Here is a 16,095-nt window from a genome sequence, read left to right as displayed (position 1 = left end):
GCCTTTCGGGTCAGCTGACGCGGCAGCGGTGGGAGCGGGCGGCGAGCTGGGCGGCGGTCGAGGAGCTGTAGTCGGCGGACCAGCCGCAGGAGTCGGCGGTGCAGACCGCGGCGTCCTTCGTGCGGCCCTGCCGGTCGCGGTAGGTGCCGATCTGGACGGGGCCGATCTTCAGGAGCGAGCGGAAGTTGATCCGGGCGGGCATGGCGATCTCCTGTCGTCAGGCGAGCTGGGCGGCGATGGCTTCGGCGAGGGGGTGCGGGACACCGAGCCGGGAGCGCAGGGTCTCGGCGTCGATGTCCGAGCCGGTACGGGCGCGGTGATCGGCAGCGATCTTCCGGGCGTGGGTGACGAGGGCCGGCGGAGCGGTGACCGGCGCCGGAGCGGCCGATAGGGCCGGAACAGTCGGCGCTTCAGGTTCGGGCTCCGGCTCCCGCTCGACCATGGGCAGGGGTTCCGGGGACGGCTCTGGCTCGGGGGTCGGCTCGCTGGGCGGCGTAGGCCGGTGGACCAGGAGCGTGCCGCCGAGGAAGGCGAGCGCGGGCCAGCCGGCGACGACGATCCGGAGCCAGTCCGGGACGTCGCCGAGGTCGAGGAGGCCGGCGGTCGCGACGTTCGCGCCGAGCGAGGCCGCCAGGGCGACGGCGAACCAGGACCAGGCCGAGCGCGCCGGTTCTCCCGAGTCCCGAAGGGCGCGGAGGCGGTGCCAGGCCGCGACGAGGAGCAGGTCCACGCTGACCGGGTAGGCCCAGGCCTTCCAGCCGGTCTGCCCCGCGGCTTCGGCGAGGTCGTGCAGGTGGGCGAAGGAGAGGGCTCCGGCGATGACGGCCTGGACGAGGACGGCGTCCGGGCGGACCGGGCGGCGGGTCATGGTGTTCACCTCCTTTCAGGCATGGGTGGGGTAGGGACGTGGCGCGATGGGCCGCGCCGACCGGGGGTGGGCCAAGCGCTTAGAAGGCGCTTGCTGCCGCGGGCTTGGGCGGGTGGACCTCGCCGACCAGGACGCGGGCCGGCAGCTGGGGCCGGAAGGGTGCCAGCTCCGGGATCTCCGGGGTGCGGTGCGCGTGGGCGTTGCAGATGTCCACGGCCTTGCGGAGCGTGGTGTGCGGGGCCCGGATCCGGGACCAGCCGCCGGAGGAGTCACCGGCCACGGCGGTGCCGGGGCGGTCCTTGTCGATCTGGACGGCGGCGAGGACGGCGTCCGGGGAGATGTCCCCGAAGGCCATGTTCGCCGAGGTCTCGTCGTTGACGCGGTGGGCGGTACGGCCGGTGAGCTGGGCGCGGAGCATGGTGATGCCCTTGCCGAGTTCGGAGCCGAAGCGCTGTCCGCAGACCGCCAGGTGGATGCCCGCGGCGCGGCCGAGCTGGGAGAGGCGGACCAGGTTCGTGACGATCTGGTCCCGGCGGGCTTCCTCCGCCTTGTTCGCGGCGAGGGCGAGCTCCGCGACCTCGTCCACCAGGAGCACGACGGGAACGGGGCGCAGGTGCGCGGGAAGGTCCCAGATGTCGGCGGTGATCTCCGCGTCCGGCAGGCCGACGCTGATCCGCTGTTCGGCCCGGATCAGCTCGTAGACCCGTCCCATGTAGGCGACAAGTGCGTCGAGCAGTTCGGCAGCCTCGCCGGGGTTGTCCGCCAGGGCGGTGAACCGCGCGGCCAGCGGGGAGAGTTCGACGCCGTTCTTGCAGTCGATGCCGACGAGCGCGACGTTGCGCGGCGCGAGGCCGACGACGAGGGTGCGTTGGTAGACGGACTTCCCTGACTTGGTCGCGCCGACGTTCAGGGCGTGCGGGACCTCCCGGTAGTCCCGGTGGTGGACCTCCCCGTCCTCCCGCAGGGCCACCGGGATCCGGAGTGCCGCACCGGGTTCGGTTTCGGGTTCGGCCGGCGGCATGCGTACCCGCTTGAGGACGTCGTAGCCGGTCATCCGCAGCTCGACCACACCGGAGCGGATCTCCCGGGAGACAACGTTGTGGAGGGCGAAGGAGTGCCGTAGCCGGTCGGAGGAGGCGGAGAAGTCGAACGCGTCCTGACCGGGCCGGAGCTTCAGCCTGAGGACCAGACCGGTCGCGGTGGGCCGCAGCCGCAGGATGCGCGGGGAACGGGGTTCGGGAACCGGGCGGTTGGCCATCCGGGCGAGCGCCAGTCGCCAGCGGGAGGGCGGGACCGTGAGCCCACAGGCGTCCATCACCGAGCGATAGCGGACCAGGACGCGGATCGCCGCGAAGGTGACCCCGAAGGCCATCCAGTACCAGGTGGGTCGCAGCCGGCGCAGAACGAGTACGGCGACCAGGACCACGCCGGGCGTGAGCCATAAGGCGCTCATGCTCAACCCGCCTTGGCGGCGAGGGAGGTGACGGCGACGGCGCGGAAGCTGAGCCCGTGCCGCTTCTGGCCGTTGAACTCGTTCTCCCAGGGGCGGGCGACCAGGCCGGTCAGGGCCACGGGGGTGCCCATGGTCAGCTCACCGGAGATGTCGGGCTCCGCCACGGTCACGGAGACCACCTCGGCGTTCCCGTTCATCACGAACAGCACGTCGACGGTCATCAGGTTGTGGCCGGTCTCGGCGTCGACGGCGACCTGACCGGTCTTCTTGTCGCGCATCTTGAGCTGCGGGGGCTGGGCGACCATCACGGTCGCGGCGTTGGTGTCGACGGGAATCTGACGCACAGCAGATCACTCCTCTACAGAGGTACGACTCCGCCACTCCTGTATAGGAGTGACATGAAGAAGAGTGCCCGACTCCTATACATGAGTCAACCCGCCGCGAAGAGAAACTCGCGGCGGGCTGTGAGGAGTTGAGTGGACGTCAGTCGCGCGCGGGGATCCGGTACTCGAAGACGAACTGGTCAGCGGCCATGAGGGTGTCGCAGACCTCGACCACACGGCCTTCCGTGGTGACCGCGTCCCGCAGCAGGTGCACCACGGGGGCGCCGGGCGTCAACGACAGCTCCGTCGCTTCGGCCTTGGCGGCCGGCCGGGCCTGAAGCGTCTCCACGTACTCGGCGAAGACGTGGCCGTGGTCCTCCAGCCGGGCGTAGATCCCGCCGGGTCCAGGGTTCTCGGCGAACAGCTCCGGGATGTCCTTCACGACGTCCCACGGCAAGTACGAGGTAGCCGTCTCGACGGGAGTCCCGTTCCGGAAGTACAGCCGGCGGCGAGCGAGCACCTGCGTCCCTGCGGTCACCCCGAGCCGCTCCGCGATCCCCTCCGGCGCCTCCATGGGCCCGATGAACAGCACGCTCACCTTGGCCTCGGCCCCGGACTGCGCCGACTCGGCGAGGTACGCGGCCCTGCCCTCCTGGCGATGGGTACGCCGAAAGCGGTCCGAGGACCGGTGCCGTACCGGCGGCCGGGCCTTCACGATGGACCCCTTGCCGTGCCGGGTCTCGACGAGCCCGCTGGCCCGCACCTCGACCATGGCCTTGCGTACCGTCCCGCCGGCGACGCCGTAGCGCTCCACCAGCTCGGCTTCGCTCGGCACCATGTCCCCGGCCTTGAGCGCGCCCGCCCGGATCTGCTGCACGATGTCGTCGGCGATCTGCACGTAGCGCGGCACAGCCCCTCGCCCACCTCCCACTGCGGTTCCCATAGTCCTTCTCTTCCTCCTATGCTCCTGTACATGAGTACGGGTTCCCCGCAGGTCAAGTCAACGCCACTGCACTCCGTGTCCGTAGCCGGGGCCGTACTGCGCGAGGACGGCCGACTCCTGGCAATCCGCCGCGCGGACAACGGGACTTGGGAACTGCCGGGCGGAGTGCTCGAACTCACCGAATCCCCGGAGGCCGGCGTCCGCCGCGAGGTCCTGGAAGAGACGGGCATCGAGGTCGAGGTCAACGACCTGACGGGGGTCTACAAGAACACCACCCGCGGCATCGTGGCCCTGGTCTTCCGCTGCACGCCGACCGGTGGCACGGAACGCACCTCGGAGGAATCGACCGCGGTCGCGTGGCTCACCCCGGAGGAGGTCTCCGCGCAGATGTCCGAGGTCTACGCGATCCGCCTCCTGGATGCCCTGGACGAAGCGGGCCCCCACGTCCGCAGCCACGACGGCCGCCAGCTCCTCACGGCGTGAACCGCGAAGAAGCGGTAGCCCTTGTCGCCCGCCTCATGGACGGCAGCATCACCGACGAGTCCGAAGCCGACACAGCCCTGACCACCCTCAAAGCAGGACTCGGGTGCCCCCACATCAGCGACTACATCTACTGGGACTTCGACCCCGAACTGAGCGCCGAGAAGATCGTGGACCGAGCCATGGCTTACGAGCCCTTCGCACTCTGAACCAGTCGGCGCGGTAAGAGTTTCCCTACTTCATCAAGGGCGCTTCCGCCGCCAAGGCGGCGTCGCGCGCCCGCCGCCCCGGGCCTGCGCTCCTGTCTCCGCCCCGCTCCTGGCCCGGCCCGCCGGCCGCGCGCCACTGTGGCTCAAGGCTCGATGGGGTGAACCAAGCCGATCCGCCGACTGCCGGTCAGAACGAATGCCTCCGGCGGGGGCGCTCAGGCTCCGGGATGGACGGGGCCCGTCCTGCGTCTGCCGGCGGGTTCGTGGTTGCGGTGGGGCTGTCATCCCGCCTGCCGTCGACCCAGGCAAGCCGAGCAGGCGCGAGTCCTGGCGTCCAGGTCGTACGTCCAGCAGGGCGCTCCACCTGGACGCCACGACCCGCGCCCGCTCCACATACGTGTGGGTCGACGGCAGACGGGATGACAGCTGGTGGGTCCTTACAGATTAGTGCAGTGCCTAGTCCGCTGCCGATAGGGCAAGTTCACCGACGCTCTCCACCGACAAGTCCGATACATCCCCTTCAGACTCGCAGACCACCCACGCTTGGACCGGAACAACGTAGGACCCTGAAACGGCAGGTTCCTCAAACGCGGTGACGTCCACACAAACACGTAGATCTGCAAGCACCAGGATCTCGCCATCCACGACGTACGACTTGATCCTTCTAATTGCAAGGGGTCTACACTCAAAGAAGCGCGCACCGCCCCCGTCTATCACTGAAAGGGCGTTCCGGAAATCCTCACTTTCCATCAGCCTGTCATTCAGCAGGGCGCCCATCTCCGGTCCATCGAATTGATCGATTGACGGTTCGTGATTCGAGCGACTCGACAAGGAGGAGAGCAGCGAATCTAGGTTGCGGTGGTAAATGACGACTACGCCAGTCCGGGCGCACTCATCCATAAGTTGCGGATGAAGAGATCCTCCGTTCGCGGGATCGGCAAAGTCCTCGCGATTGTCTGATACGAAGTGCACGGCTTCGCCAAGTGCGGCTGCACACCTGAGTGTGCACAGCCAGATAGCGCTATCCCTGGCCCCCTTTCCCAGCCTCGCCGGGAGCTCCCTAGCCGCCTCCCGGCGCAACGCCTCTAGCGCATCTTCTCCTCTTGTGGTCAGGACCTCGAACGCCTCAGTCAATTCCCTACGCCACTCGTCCATAACGTGGCGACGGTCGGGAATGTAGAGAGACTCCAACTGCATCAGCTTGGATGCCTGACTTAGCGCTTCCTGGAGTTTCTGCGTTGCGTCGTCGACGGCCTGGCCTCGGGCATTTATCGACTCCTCAAGCACAATGTCAGATATTCCCACCCGGATCCCTCGATGTGCGGCGACCTTTAAGACAGCGGACATCAAGACATTCCGAAGTCGGCCAGTTCGAGGAAAAACATTTGTATCGAGGAGGATCACTGGCTAGGTTCCCCCTCCAGTCGCCCCAGGATGCTGGCCGCCAGGTTGTCGAAGAGAGTAAAAGTGTCTCGGGCGCGGGTGTACTGGGACCCTCGCGCTTCGGTGCCACTCAGCTCAAATACCGCACTCTGCGACTTTTGCGCCATTGGGATCAAGCTTGAAAGGTTACGAACTTCGCCAATGTGCGGATCCCCGGCGGGCACAGACACTCCAGCCTTTTTCAACGGCGCGGCGACGCCACGTTCATATTCACTTGGCATTCGATCAATCCATTGCTTATATGCCGCCGCCGGGGCCTGACGATAAGTCGTGAATTGCTGGCTGATGTATCCGAGGGGAGAAGGCTCTCCGAGCGGAAGGGGGAAGTTCAGGGAAATTTCGCGCCTCTCTGCCGACCCCTTCGCCGCTCGCCACTCCTCAACCCACAGTGAAGTACTCTTGCCTACACTAGGGAGTGCCGTAATGGAGAACAGATCGGGCGCCATCGGAATAACGAAGCCATCCGAGGCCAGCAGGGCCGTTCGGTTCATGGCTCCAACGTTAGGGCCCAGGTCTGCCAAAACGTAATCGGCGGAGACTTGCGCTCCTGCGAGCTGTGCGAGTCGGTGAATGGTAGCGCTTACCCGGAAACCGCCCGCATTACCTGCTAGAGCTTCGGTCCATCCCTGCGGGCAGACTTCTTCGAACTCGCTCAGCCTGATGTCTCCGGGGAGGATCCAGGCGGTGTCTCGAATCTGTGCGAGCTCGATAATTTCCAGTTCTCCGGAGCGGTCCACGACTGGCTTAACGCACTTCCAGACCGTGTTTCCTTTGCTCCATCCGTCGACAATCCGAGTCGGGGAGAGTGCCGCAGCGGTCAGGTTCGCCTGCGCATCTAGATCGAGAAAGGCTACCCTTTTCCCTTTGGCCGCCAGGGCGAGACCGATATTGTAAACAAGAGTCGTCTTCCCGACGCCGCCTTTGTGATTGAAGAATGAGATCAGCTTCAAGGGTCACTCCCTATAATGGGTAAAGGTAAGCCTGCTCGCGGCGACCCACCTCTGACGGCGCTTTGATGATCGTACTAGGCCAACTGGCCGCAAGGGGGCGGATTCACACCACTGAGCCTCTGCAGGAAGAGGTGCACGAGGACCACCGTCCGATCGCTCTGGTCTGCGGTAGAGAGCTCATCGATGCGCTTCGGCAACCCGGGAGGACGACCGTGGACTCTCGTTCGACAGTGGCAAGCTGCCCTTCCCCCGCCGCAGCTAAGAAGGCGCACGGCCTATGCGTGGACCGGTGGGGGATTTCGTGGAGCATGCAAGCTCCCGAGCTGCAGAAACACGCGAGGCTCACGGGGCCTCCTCCCGAACCGTATGCGCACGACAGCAGAGCGGCCCTGTGGGGTTCTTGGGGCCGCTCTGCCGCCGGTTGAGGAGGGCTGCTGCTAATGCAGCGCTGACAGATGGAGGGATGTGGAGGGCTCTTCAGGGTCGGCGAGGGTGGCGTGGGGGAGGCGGTGGCCTCGGCTGTTGGCTACTCGGATTGCGGCGTGGAGGGCGCTCGTGAGGTCTGTGGCCAGGAGGTGGAGTTCCTCCGGGTCTGCCTCGGGGGCGGCGAGTACCTCGTGTGCGTGGTCCAGGAGTTCGGCGCCCAGGCCGAGCTGTATCTCCTCCGTGTTGTCGGCCAGGCGGGAGAGGTGGCTGTTGGCGTCGTCGGTGCTGAGGAAGCAGGGCTTTCCTTCGGGGCCCGACCAAGGGAGAAGACGGAGTTGGGTGTGCTCGGTCATGGGCTTGGGGGCCTCTCTTCCGGCGGGTAGTTGGTGATGAAGAGGGCGTCCGCTCTGTCGCCGGGGTAGACGAGGAGGGCCGCCTCGACCACGCGGCCGGTGGTGTCGATCGCTACTCGGGTGATCGAGAGGACCGCCAGCGATGCGCTGATCCGGAGGGTGGTCGCTTCTTCGTGGGTGGGGAGGCGGGAGCGGGCCGTCTCCCGGACTTCGGCCAGGGGCGAGGGGAGTTCGGTCAGGTGGGTCGCCATGTCGGCAAGGGCCGGCAGCTTGGGCGGTGCAAGGTCGCGAGGGATGTAGATGCGGGACAGGCTGTGCGGCGACCGGTCCTCGTGGGTGATGCAGAGGACTTCGGTGAGTGGGGTGCCGGGGGCCACGTTGAGGAGCGTGGTCAGGGGGGAGTGGGCCCGGAGGTGTCTGGCGTGGACCGTTGATCGGAGGGGCGCGGGGGGCGTGGTCCAGGCCGAGGGTCGGCCGCCGGTGTACGTGGTCCTGCGCCGGGGGTGGCGGACGAAGTTGCCGCTGCCGTGGATCTTCTCCACCAGGCCTTCGCCCTGGAGGAGCGCGAGCGCGTTCCGCAGCGTGGGCGTGCTGACCGTGTAATGGGCGGCGAGCTTGGCCTCCGAGGGGAGGCGTTCGCCGGGCTTGAGGTGGCCCGCCGTGATCTGGCGGCGGAGGTCGTCGGCGATGGAGTTGCGGCGGGAAGGCACGGCGCGGATCACCAACTCCTCGTCATCCGGAGGGCGACGAGCCGGCTCCGGGCGTGGAGGGTCAGCACCTCGCCCGACTCGAAGAACAGCCTCTTCGCGCCGCCAGGTAACTGGACGAGATCGGTGACCCGGCACGCTCGGCCGCCGATCTGGATGACGTCGCCGCGCCGAACGGTGAGCGAGGTGATTTCGATGGTGAGTGCGAGTGCACCAGTAGGGGACCAGCCTCTCACTGCTGTGCCTCCGGGGGCTTGGCTGCCGGGTGGCAGGGGCAGTCACACGCTTCGTAGATGATGGGGACGCCGATCGGGGCCTTGGCCGGCGACGAGTGGGCGCATTCGTGGTGTGTGCCGATCGCGCATGAGGCCGACCGGTAGGCGGGCGTTCTCGTGTGCCCTGTCGACGGGTGCCGGTTAGCAGGCATGGGTGCGCCTCCTCGGCTGTGCGGTGGGGCTCGTACGGTGGAACACGCTGATCAGCTCCTATCGCTGATGGCCGGCCTCTTTGCGCACGGCGGCCCAGAGGATGCGGCCGGTCGAGCTGCCGGCGAGGAGCCCGAACCGGTCGGCGCGCGTCAGCACCTCCAGGACCTCCCGCCACGTTGCTTCGGGCAGCGTTTCCGGCACCTCCGCCTCGACTGACGTGTAGGTCGCGTGCTGCTTCACACGCGTGGTCAGCCCAAGGGCCGACAGTCGGGCGGCGAGGTCCTCGGCCCGTGCTTCCGAAGCGGGCACAGGTCGGCCTCCGTTGCGGAACACTCACGTTGAGTGAAGCTAGTTAACTAGATTAGAGCTAGTGGACTAGATTTTCCACATGCCTGAGAAGCCGCCGTATCTCCGCATCGCCGACGTCCTGCGCCAGCGGATCGCGGACCAGGAGTGGACGGCCGGCGATCGGCTCCCCTCCCGCGCCCAGATCGCCGAGGAGTGCGGCGTCGGCGAGAACGTGGTCCGCAGGGCGCAGGAGCTGCTGATCTCGCAGGGTGTGCTGGAGGGTCGGGCCGGTTCGGGCACCTACGTGGCCGAGCCCCGTCGGCGGGTACGTGTGGTCCGGTCGTCGGCGCGTGAGCAGCCGGGCGGCTCCCCGTTCCGGGCGGACATGCACGCCCTGGGGAAGCAGGGGCACTGGGAGAGCCGGACCGAGGCGAAGGTGCCTGCCCCGGCGGAGATCGCCACGCGGCTCGGTATCGGCGAAGGCGATCTGTGCGTGCGGACGGTCTACGAGTTCCTCGCCGACGGCCGGCCCGTGCAGCTGTCGACGAGCTGGGAGCCGTACGAGCTCACTGCCGGCACCCTCGTCGTGCTCCCGGAGGGTGGGCCCCACGCCGGGGTCGGCGTCGTGAACCGGATGGCCGAGATCGGTGTCACGGTCAGCCACGCCGTCGAGCAGCCCGAGCCGCGGCACGCGAGCGCCGACGAGGCGTCGCTCCTCGGGATCCAGAAGGGCGCGCTGGTCACCCATATCCGGCGGACGTACTACAGCGACCAGGGCCGGCCCGTGGAGACGGCGGACGTCGTCATCCCCGCAGCGCTGTGCGAGGTCGTCTACGAGATCCCCATCAAGCGGTAGCTCAGTCCCGCAGGTGCGGCCAGCCGTCCCGGTTGGAGTAGCTCTCGAAGCAGTAGCGGGTCCGGCGGTCCCACTCGTTGCCGGTGGCCAGCTCGTACGCCTTGTCCGGCACGTACAGGAGCCATTCGCCGTCGCGTTCGCTGGAGGTGTACGGGGCGAACTTCTCGGCGTCGAAGAAGACGCTCTCCCACACGGCCCGGCCCGCCGCCACCACGGCGCAGCGGGCGTACAGGAACACGTCGGACGACTGGGGGAACGGGCTGCCGAACCGAGCCGTCAGGTCGATCACCGGAAGGGTGCCGAACTCCTGGTCCAAGCGGTAGAGGGCCTCCGCATGGCGCTCCGCGAAGCCGACGATGTCTGCGACGGGGCGGCGGCTCAGCTCCTCCGCGAGGCGCTCGCAGCGCTCCGCCGTCGCCTCTCCGTGCAGGGTGGCTATCAGTGCCCAGAAGTCGTCCCATGTCATTGTCACGCGCGCAGGATGTCAGGGAGGTCTGACATCCATGGCTGACATCAACGACGGCGGACGGCTGCGTTCGTACCCGGCTGTGCGCGGTAGCCGTCAGTACCGGCCTTCTCCCGATCCGGACCGCGCGACCGCTCTCCTAAAGCGGGTGTCGCAGGTTCGAATCCTGCCGGGGGCACACGGGAAAACGGCCCGGACCGATCATGGTCCGGGCCGTTTGACTGTGCCGGCCGGCGGCAACGGGGCCGGGGAGGTTTCGGGGCGAGAGGTGGAGAGCCCTCCCGGGGAGGGGAGGGCTGGGCGTGGAGGGCCGTGTCAGCTCAGGCCGCGGCTGCGTTCGCCGATGCGGTCGCCCTGCGGGGTTCCGGCCCGTTTCAGGTCCGGCTTCGTGTGCGCCCCGCCCTTCACCTTCGTGCGGAGGGGGCCCTCGAAGCCGTGCCCGGGGCCGTGGCCCTGGTCGCGCCGTGCCTGCAGCTGGAGCCGCTCCACCGCCTTGGCGACCGCGGCCTGGACGTCCTGCTTCTGCTCTTTGCTCATCCCGTCGTCAACTCCCTCGGGAAGCCAAGCAACCAATCGGGTCGATCCGGTTAATGGGATGGTATGCAGATATGCCGACCTATGCACCCGGATGGGGTGGAACGGGCACCCGCAGCAGCTCCTCCGGGCAGGGCGTGCCCCGCGGGAGCTGGTACTTCGCCGCGATGCGGTACTCGCCCGGCGCCGGGGCCAGCAGCTCCGTCCACACGTCGCCCACACCGTCGGCGGCCGCCTTGGACAGGCAGCCGGCGGTGTTGACGTACTCCTTCGGCGCCTTCGACCCCGCCGCGCCCCGCGCCTTAGACGCCGGGGTCTCCTGCGGCGGCTCCACGGCCTTCCCCGCGCCGTCCACCAGCCCCAGCCAGGGCGAGTGCGGGATCCGCACCAGCACCCGTCCGGGCGCCGAGACGTCGAGGACCAGCTGGTCCGCGCCCGCCCGCACCACCCGCGCCGGCCCGGTCACCAGGCTCGCGGGATCGTCCACCTGGAAGAGGCGCCAGTTCGCGTCGCCCCAGATCTGCCGCAGGTACGGCAGCCCCCCGCGCAGCAGCTCGGCCTCGGCCTCCCCGCCCGAGTCGGGTGTGTCGGCGGGCAGCACCACGTAGTGCACGGCCCAGCGCTCCAGCCAGTCCCGGTAGCTCTCGGCGGTGAGGGTGTCGTCGTAGAAGAGCGGGTTGCGCTCCAGGTCGGCCTGGCGGTTCCAGCCGCGCGCCAGGTTCACGTACGCCGGGAAGGCCGACGATTCGCGGTGGCTGCTGGCCGGGACCACCTCGACCCGGCCGCGGTCGGCGCCGGCCTTCTGGAGCTGGTCGACCAGCGGGGCCAGCTCGCGGTTCCAGGCGGCCACGGGGGTGGTGCGGACGATGTCGGTGATGCTGTTGGTGGTGATCCAGACGTTGATGCCGACGAAGGCCAGCAGCACCGCGTACCGGCGCCGGGTGCGCGGAACCGTGTGCGGGACGGCCGCGAGCAGCACCGCCCCGCCGAAGAGCATGACCAGGCGGGTGACGTTCGAACCGATCTGGGAGTCGATCACCCAGGTCAGGAACACCCCGAGGGCGTAGACGGCGGCGGCGATCCGGACCGTCTTCCACCGCTTGGGCACGAGGAAGGCGATCGCCAGGCCGAAGACGAAGGGCAGCCAGGCCGAGCCGATCTTCATCGGCTGCGTCCCGGAGAACGGGAACAGCCACGCCGACAGTCCGACCACCGCCGCCGGGGCCAGCCCCAGCGCGTACGCGCCCGGCCGCCGCCCACTGAGGAACAGCGCGGCCGCGACCACCCCGAGGAACAGCCCCGCGACCGGGCTCGCGGCGGTCGCCAGCCCCGCCAGCGGCGCGGCCACGGCGCCCTTGGCCCAGCGCCGCCGGGCCCACTTGCGGGGCCAGCAGAAGACCGCGGCGACCGCCCCCAGCGCGAACAGGGTGCCGAGCCCGAAGGTGACCCGGCCCGAGAGGGCGTTGCAGAACAGCCCGTAGACCCCCGCCAGCGCGGGCCACAGGGGGCGCCGGACGGCACCCCGGCAGCGGGTCAGGACCAGGGCGAGGAGCGCCGCCGAGCAGGTCCCGGCGATCATCATCGTGGTCCGGACGCCCAGCACGTGCATGACGTACGGGGACACGACGCTGTACGAGACCGGGTGCATCCCCCCGTACCAGGCGAGGTTGTACGCCGTGTCGGGGTGCCGGCCGACGAACTCCGCCCACGCGTCCTGCGCGGCGAGGTCCCCGCCGCTGTTGGCGAAGCAGAAGAACCAGACGACGTGCAGGGCGGCCGCCACCGCGGCGGCGACCGGCACGGGGTGGCGGTGCGCCCAGCCCAGGGGACCGCCCACCGGGCCCCCGGCGGGCTGGTGCCGCCTCTGCCCGGGCACCCGGGGTCCGGGCTTGTGCTGCTCAGCTGTGGTCACGACCGACGCTCTCTTTCCGGCACGGCACGACCGTCCCGTACCGGCTCCCTGGACGCGGCGCGGCGCCCCGGGGTCGCCCGGGGCGCCGCGCCGCGCCGCCGACCCGTATCAGCCGATACGGGTCAGCTTGCTGCCGATGCCCGGCGAGGCCAGCTCCGACTGGAGCGCCACCGGCACCTTCACCTGACTGGCCCCGTCGCCGACGGTCAGCACGCCGACCGCCGTGCCGGCCTTCGCCGCCTCGGGGATCTTGGTGCCTCCGTCGCCGAGCTTGATGTCGACGGTCAGCGAGGACCAGCCGACCGCCTGCACGTCCGCGGTGGCGACGACCTTGGTCCGGCCGCCGACGCCGTCGTCCACGTAGCCGACGACGTCGCCCTTCTTGACGACGGGCGCGCCTTCCAGCGACTTCTGGGTGGCGACGAGGAGGTTCTTGCTCACCGCGACGACCGTGTCGATGATCGGCGGCTTGTGCTGGCCGAGGACCGCGCCGACGATCAGCTGGTTGGTGTCGCCGACCTTCTTGTAGGCGGCGAAGAGGAGGTTTCCGCCGGCCTTGGTGGTCGTACCGGTCTTGATGCCGAGGGACTCGTTGTACGGCACCAGACTGTTCCAGTTCCGCCAGGGCTTGCCGGTCTGGTCGGTCCAGGAGGGCTTGCGGGTGATGTCCGTCAGCGCGTCCATCTCGACGATCTTCAGACCCAGCTTGACCTGGTCCTCGGCGGTGCTGACGGTGGTCGCGTCCAGGCCCGAGGGGTCGGTGTAGGTCGTGTTCGTCATGCCGAGCTGCCTGGCGGTGTCGTTCATCTTCTTGACGAACGCCTCCTGGGAGCCGGAGTCCCAGCGCGCCAGCAGCCGCGCGATGTTGTTGGCCGACGGGATCATGAGGGCGGCGATCGCGTCGTACTCGGAGATCTTGTCACCCTCCTTGACCGTGTTGAGGGTGGACTCGTTGTCGGACTTGTCCTTCTGGCCCTCGGTCTCGGCGGTCTTGTCGACGTCGATCATCGCGCCCTTCTCCCCCTTCTTGAAGGGGTGGTCGCGCATGATGATGTACGCCGTCATCGACTTGGTGACACTGGCGATCGGCACGGGCTTCTGCTCGCCGGACGAGCCGATCGTGCCGAGGCCGGCGGCGGCCATGGACGCCTGGCCCTCCGAGGGCCACGGCAGGTCGGGAGCCCCGCCGGGGAAGGTGTACTGCGACTTCGCCGTCAGGACCAGCTTCGGCGCGGGCAGCGGGCGCACCAGCTGCACGACGGCCAGGATGACGGCCAGCAGCACCACGAGCGGCGCGTAGATCTTGACCCGCCGTACGACCGTCCGCATCGGGCTGGGCGGCGGCGGCGGGTTGTTGGTGAGGTCCGCCAGCATGTCGAGCGGCGGCCGGGGCGGCAGCGGCTGCTGCGTGGTGCGCTCGCTGGGGTCCAGCCCGCGCACGGTGGGGGCGGTGGCGGGGTCGGGCTTGGGCGCGGCCGGGGCCGGCCGGCCTTCGCCGCGCAGCGGGACGAAGGTGCTGACGCGGGCCTCGGGGGCCGGGGCCGCCTTCTGCCCGGGCGCGGGCTTGTCGGCGGCGGGCTTGTCGGCGGCGGGCTTGCCGGCGGCGGGCTTCGCGGCGGCGCCCGGGTGGCCGGCTTCGGCCTCCTTGCCGGGCGCGCCGGGCTTGCCGGCGGCGTCCTTTGCGGGCGCGGCGTCCTTGCCGGAGGCGTCCTTGCCGGGCGCGGCGTCCTTGCCGGGCGCGGCGTCCTTGCCGGAGGCGCCGGCCGGGGCGGTACCCGGCTTGACGGCGCGGAAGACGGCGGTGCGCTCCGAGTCCTCGGACGGCCCGGCGGCACGCGGGTCCCGCGCGGCGGGCTTCGCCGTCCCGGCGGGCTTTCCGGGCACGGCCCTGCCGCCGTCCGCCGGACGGGTCCCCGGCTTGACGGTACGGAAGACGGCCGTGCGCTTGTCGGACCCGGCTTCGGACCCGGACGCGTCCGCCGGGTCCTCCTCCCCGGCCTTCGCCGGCGCCGAACCCGGCTTCGCGGCGCGGAAGACGGCGGTGCGCTCGGAGTCCTCGGACGGCCCGGCGGGCTGTGCGGACGCGGCGGGAGCAGAACCGGAACCCGGCTTGGCGCCGGCGGGGCGGTCCGCGCCGGCGTCCCGGCGGGAGTCCGCCGCGGCCGAGCCGGGCCTGAGGGCGCGGAAGACGGCGGTGCGCTCGTCCGGCTCCGCCGACGGTCCGGCGGAATCCGGCTCGTCCTCTGCGGGAGCCTTCTTTCCGGCGTCCGCGGAGGCCGGATCCTGCTTCGCGGCCCGCGGATCCCGGGCAGCGGGCCGCCCCGGCCCGGCCGCGGCCGCCTCGTCGGCGTCCGCGTCCACCGGAGCGGAACCGGGCTTCACGGCACGGAAGACGGCCGTGCGCTCGGACCCGGCGGAGCCGGAGTCCCGCGGGGCGGACCCGGAGGTCGCGCCCCCGGACCCGGTGTTCCGCGAACCCCCTGCCGGGCGCGCGGAAGCGGAACCCGGCTCGGCATCCGCCGGACGGTCCTCGTCGGCCGCCTTCGCGGCGGAGGACGGCGTGAGGGTGCGGAAGACGGCCGTGCGCTCCGACTCGGCCGGGGCCGTGGCGGAACCCGGCTCGCCGGACCGCTTCCCGTTGTCCGCGGAGGCGGACCGGTCCGTGCCCGCGGCCCGGTCGGCGCGACCGGAAGCGGAGTCGGAGCCGGTGGCCGGCTCCGGTGCGGGGTCCGAGGTGACGACTCCGAAGGCAGTGGTACGCGAACCCCCGCCGGACTTCCTGTCATCGGCCGAAGCGGAACCGGAACCCGGCTTGGCGTCGGCGTCCCGGTCGGATTCCGCCGCAGCGGAGCCCGCCCTGACGGTGCGGAAGACGGCGGTGCGCTCGGAGCCGCGCGCGTCCGGCCCGGACGGCTTCCCGCCGTCGGCCTCCGCGCCGGAGCCGTCGGCCTCCGCGCCGGAGCCGCCGTCCGCCGCGCCGGAGCTCTCGCCGGCCTTCTCGGAGCCCTCGGAGTCCTCGGAGTCCTCGGAGCCTTCGGAAACGGAACCCTGACGGACCGCCGCGGACTTCGCCGCCGACGGACCGGGTTCCACCCGACGGGGGGACCGCCCGTCGGCGTCCACACCCTGGGGACCCCGGCCCGCGTCCTGGACCCGGTCCTCCGGACCGTCCACGGCGTCGCCGGGAACCGGGCGCGGCGTCACCGCGTCCTTCAGCGGGACGCGCGGCTGGAAGACCGAGACCCTCGGGTCCTGCTGCCCGGCCCCTGAGGACTTCGCCGCCCCCGACGCTCCTTCACTTACCGACTTGTCGGGGGACTCGCCCGCCACCGTTCCTCCTCGATCGCCGTCCGGCCACTGTCCGAACCGTCTAACAGTGTCCCGTCTCGGGGGCCTCGCCCACCCGCTAGACGAGAACGACATAGCTACTGGTTCCCCCACAAAGCGTCCAGGCGC

At 70.1% G+C, this 16,095-nt stretch carries 17 protein-coding genes; 3 read left to right on the top strand and 14 right to left on the bottom strand.

Features of this window, described 5'->3' with window-relative positions:
* Positions 1-10 precede the first annotated feature (10 nt).
* The 5 genes from WDV06_RS08200 to WDV06_RS08180 all read right to left on the bottom strand — a co-directional run bounded on the left by WDV06_RS08200 (position 11) and on the right by WDV06_RS08180 (position 3,587).
* Positions 11-202: a mobile element transfer protein gene (locus WDV06_RS08200; RefSeq protein WP_387265553.1), complete on the bottom strand. Its 192-nt coding sequence runs from the start codon at positions 200-202 to the stop codon at positions 11-13.
* 15 nt (positions 203-217) lie between these two features.
* On the bottom strand, positions 218-868 hold the full coding sequence (locus WDV06_RS08195) for a DUF2637 domain-containing protein (protein ID WP_395508966.1): 651 nt from the start codon (positions 866-868) through the stop codon (positions 218-220).
* A 79-nt stretch (positions 869-947) separates the two neighbouring features.
* Positions 948-2,321 (bottom strand): FtsK/SpoIIIE domain-containing protein, encoded by a 1,374-nt coding sequence (locus tag WDV06_RS08190; protein WP_395508965.1) that lies wholly within the window; start codon positions 2,319-2,321, stop codon positions 948-950.
* 2 nt (positions 2,322-2,323) lie between these two features.
* The gene (locus tag WDV06_RS08185) at positions 2,324-2,665 is read right to left on the bottom strand and encodes an SCO3933 family regulatory protein (RefSeq protein ID WP_358895754.1); all 342 of its coding nucleotides are present in this window, start codon (positions 2,663-2,665) and stop codon (positions 2,324-2,326) included.
* A gap of 139 nt (positions 2,666-2,804) precedes the next feature.
* Positions 2,805-3,587 (bottom strand): GntR family transcriptional regulator, encoded by a 783-nt coding sequence (locus tag WDV06_RS08180; protein WP_358895753.1) that lies wholly within the window; start codon positions 3,585-3,587, stop codon positions 2,805-2,807.
* 18 nt (positions 3,588-3,605) lie between these two features.
* On the opposite strand from WDV06_RS08180, the gene WDV06_RS08175 reads away from it, so the two are divergent.
* On the top strand, positions 3,606-4,070 hold the full coding sequence (locus WDV06_RS08175; RefSeq protein WP_358895752.1) for an NUDIX hydrolase: 465 nt from the start codon (positions 3,606-3,608) through the stop codon (positions 4,068-4,070).
* Positions 4,071-4,105: 35 nt separating this feature from the next.
* The gene (locus tag WDV06_RS08170) at positions 4,106-4,276 is read left to right on the top strand and encodes an e9imm peptide (RefSeq protein ID WP_395508964.1); all 171 of its coding nucleotides are present in this window, start codon (positions 4,106-4,108) and stop codon (positions 4,274-4,276) included.
* 456 nt (positions 4,277-4,732) lie between these two features.
* Here the strand turns inward: WDV06_RS08170 and WDV06_RS08165 are convergent, their stop codons facing one another.
* The 5 genes from WDV06_RS08165 to WDV06_RS08145 all read right to left on the bottom strand — a co-directional run bounded on the left by WDV06_RS08165 (position 4,733) and on the right by WDV06_RS08145 (position 8,892).
* Positions 4,733-5,680: a PIN domain-containing protein gene (locus WDV06_RS08165; protein WP_395508963.1), complete on the bottom strand. Its 948-nt coding sequence runs from the start codon at positions 5,678-5,680 to the stop codon at positions 4,733-4,735.
* Positions 5,677-6,669: a ParA family protein gene (locus WDV06_RS08160; RefSeq protein WP_395508962.1), complete on the bottom strand. Its 993-nt coding sequence runs from the start codon at positions 6,667-6,669 to the stop codon at positions 5,677-5,679. The genes WDV06_RS08165 and WDV06_RS08160 overlap by 4 nt, the downstream gene beginning before the upstream one ends.
* A 437-nt stretch (positions 6,670-7,106) precedes the next feature.
* The gene (locus WDV06_RS08155; protein ID WP_395508961.1) at positions 7,107-7,448 is read right to left on the bottom strand and encodes a hypothetical protein; all 342 of its coding nucleotides are present in this window, start codon (positions 7,446-7,448) and stop codon (positions 7,107-7,109) included.
* Positions 7,445-8,170, bottom strand: a complete 726-nt coding sequence (locus tag WDV06_RS08150; protein WP_395508960.1) for a GntR family transcriptional regulator — start codon at positions 8,168-8,170, stop codon at positions 7,445-7,447. Before WDV06_RS08150 ends, WDV06_RS08155 begins: the two co-directional genes overlap by 4 nt.
* A 470-nt stretch (positions 8,171-8,640) precedes the next feature.
* Positions 8,641-8,892, bottom strand: coding sequence for a hypothetical protein (locus tag WDV06_RS08145; RefSeq protein WP_395508959.1), 252 nt, complete (start codon positions 8,890-8,892; stop codon positions 8,641-8,643).
* A gap of 79 nt (positions 8,893-8,971) precedes the next feature.
* Between WDV06_RS08145 and WDV06_RS08140 the strand changes: the two genes are divergently transcribed.
* Positions 8,972-9,727, top strand: a complete 756-nt coding sequence (locus WDV06_RS08140; RefSeq protein WP_395508958.1) for a GntR family transcriptional regulator — start codon at positions 8,972-8,974, stop codon at positions 9,725-9,727.
* A gap of 1 nt (position 9,728) precedes the next feature.
* Here the strand turns inward: WDV06_RS08140 and WDV06_RS08135 are convergent, their stop codons facing one another.
* The 4 genes from WDV06_RS08135 to WDV06_RS08120 form a co-directional block, all read right to left on the bottom strand.
* Complete coding sequence (locus WDV06_RS08135) at positions 9,729-10,193, bottom strand: DUF4240 domain-containing protein (RefSeq protein WP_395508995.1); 465 nt, start codon at positions 10,191-10,193, stop codon at positions 9,729-9,731.
* 315 nt (positions 10,194-10,508) lie between these two features.
* Positions 10,509-10,730 carry a hypothetical protein gene (locus tag WDV06_RS08130; RefSeq protein WP_395508957.1) on the bottom strand — a complete coding sequence of 74 codons (222 nt, stop codon included), beginning with the start codon at positions 10,728-10,730 and terminating at the stop codon, positions 10,509-10,511.
* Between the two features lie 79 nt (positions 10,731-10,809).
* Positions 10,810-12,639 (bottom strand): DUF2339 domain-containing protein, encoded by a 1,830-nt coding sequence (locus WDV06_RS08125; protein ID WP_395508956.1) that lies wholly within the window; start codon positions 12,637-12,639, stop codon positions 10,810-10,812.
* Between the two features lie 108 nt (positions 12,640-12,747).
* The gene (locus WDV06_RS08120; protein WP_395508955.1) at positions 12,748-15,969 is read right to left on the bottom strand and encodes a D-alanyl-D-alanine carboxypeptidase; all 3,222 of its coding nucleotides are present in this window, start codon (positions 15,967-15,969) and stop codon (positions 12,748-12,750) included.
* Between the last annotated feature and the right edge of the window lie 126 nt (positions 15,970-16,095).

Origin of the sequence: Streptomyces racemochromogenes (genome assembly GCF_044129415.1) — a bacterium.
In the GTDB taxonomy this organism is placed as follows: Bacteria; Actinomycetota; Actinomycetes; order Streptomycetales; family Streptomycetaceae; genus Streptomyces; species Streptomyces racemochromogenes_A.
Note: the sequence above shows the minus strand (reverse complement) of the source record. Positions and strands in the feature narration are given on the sequence as shown.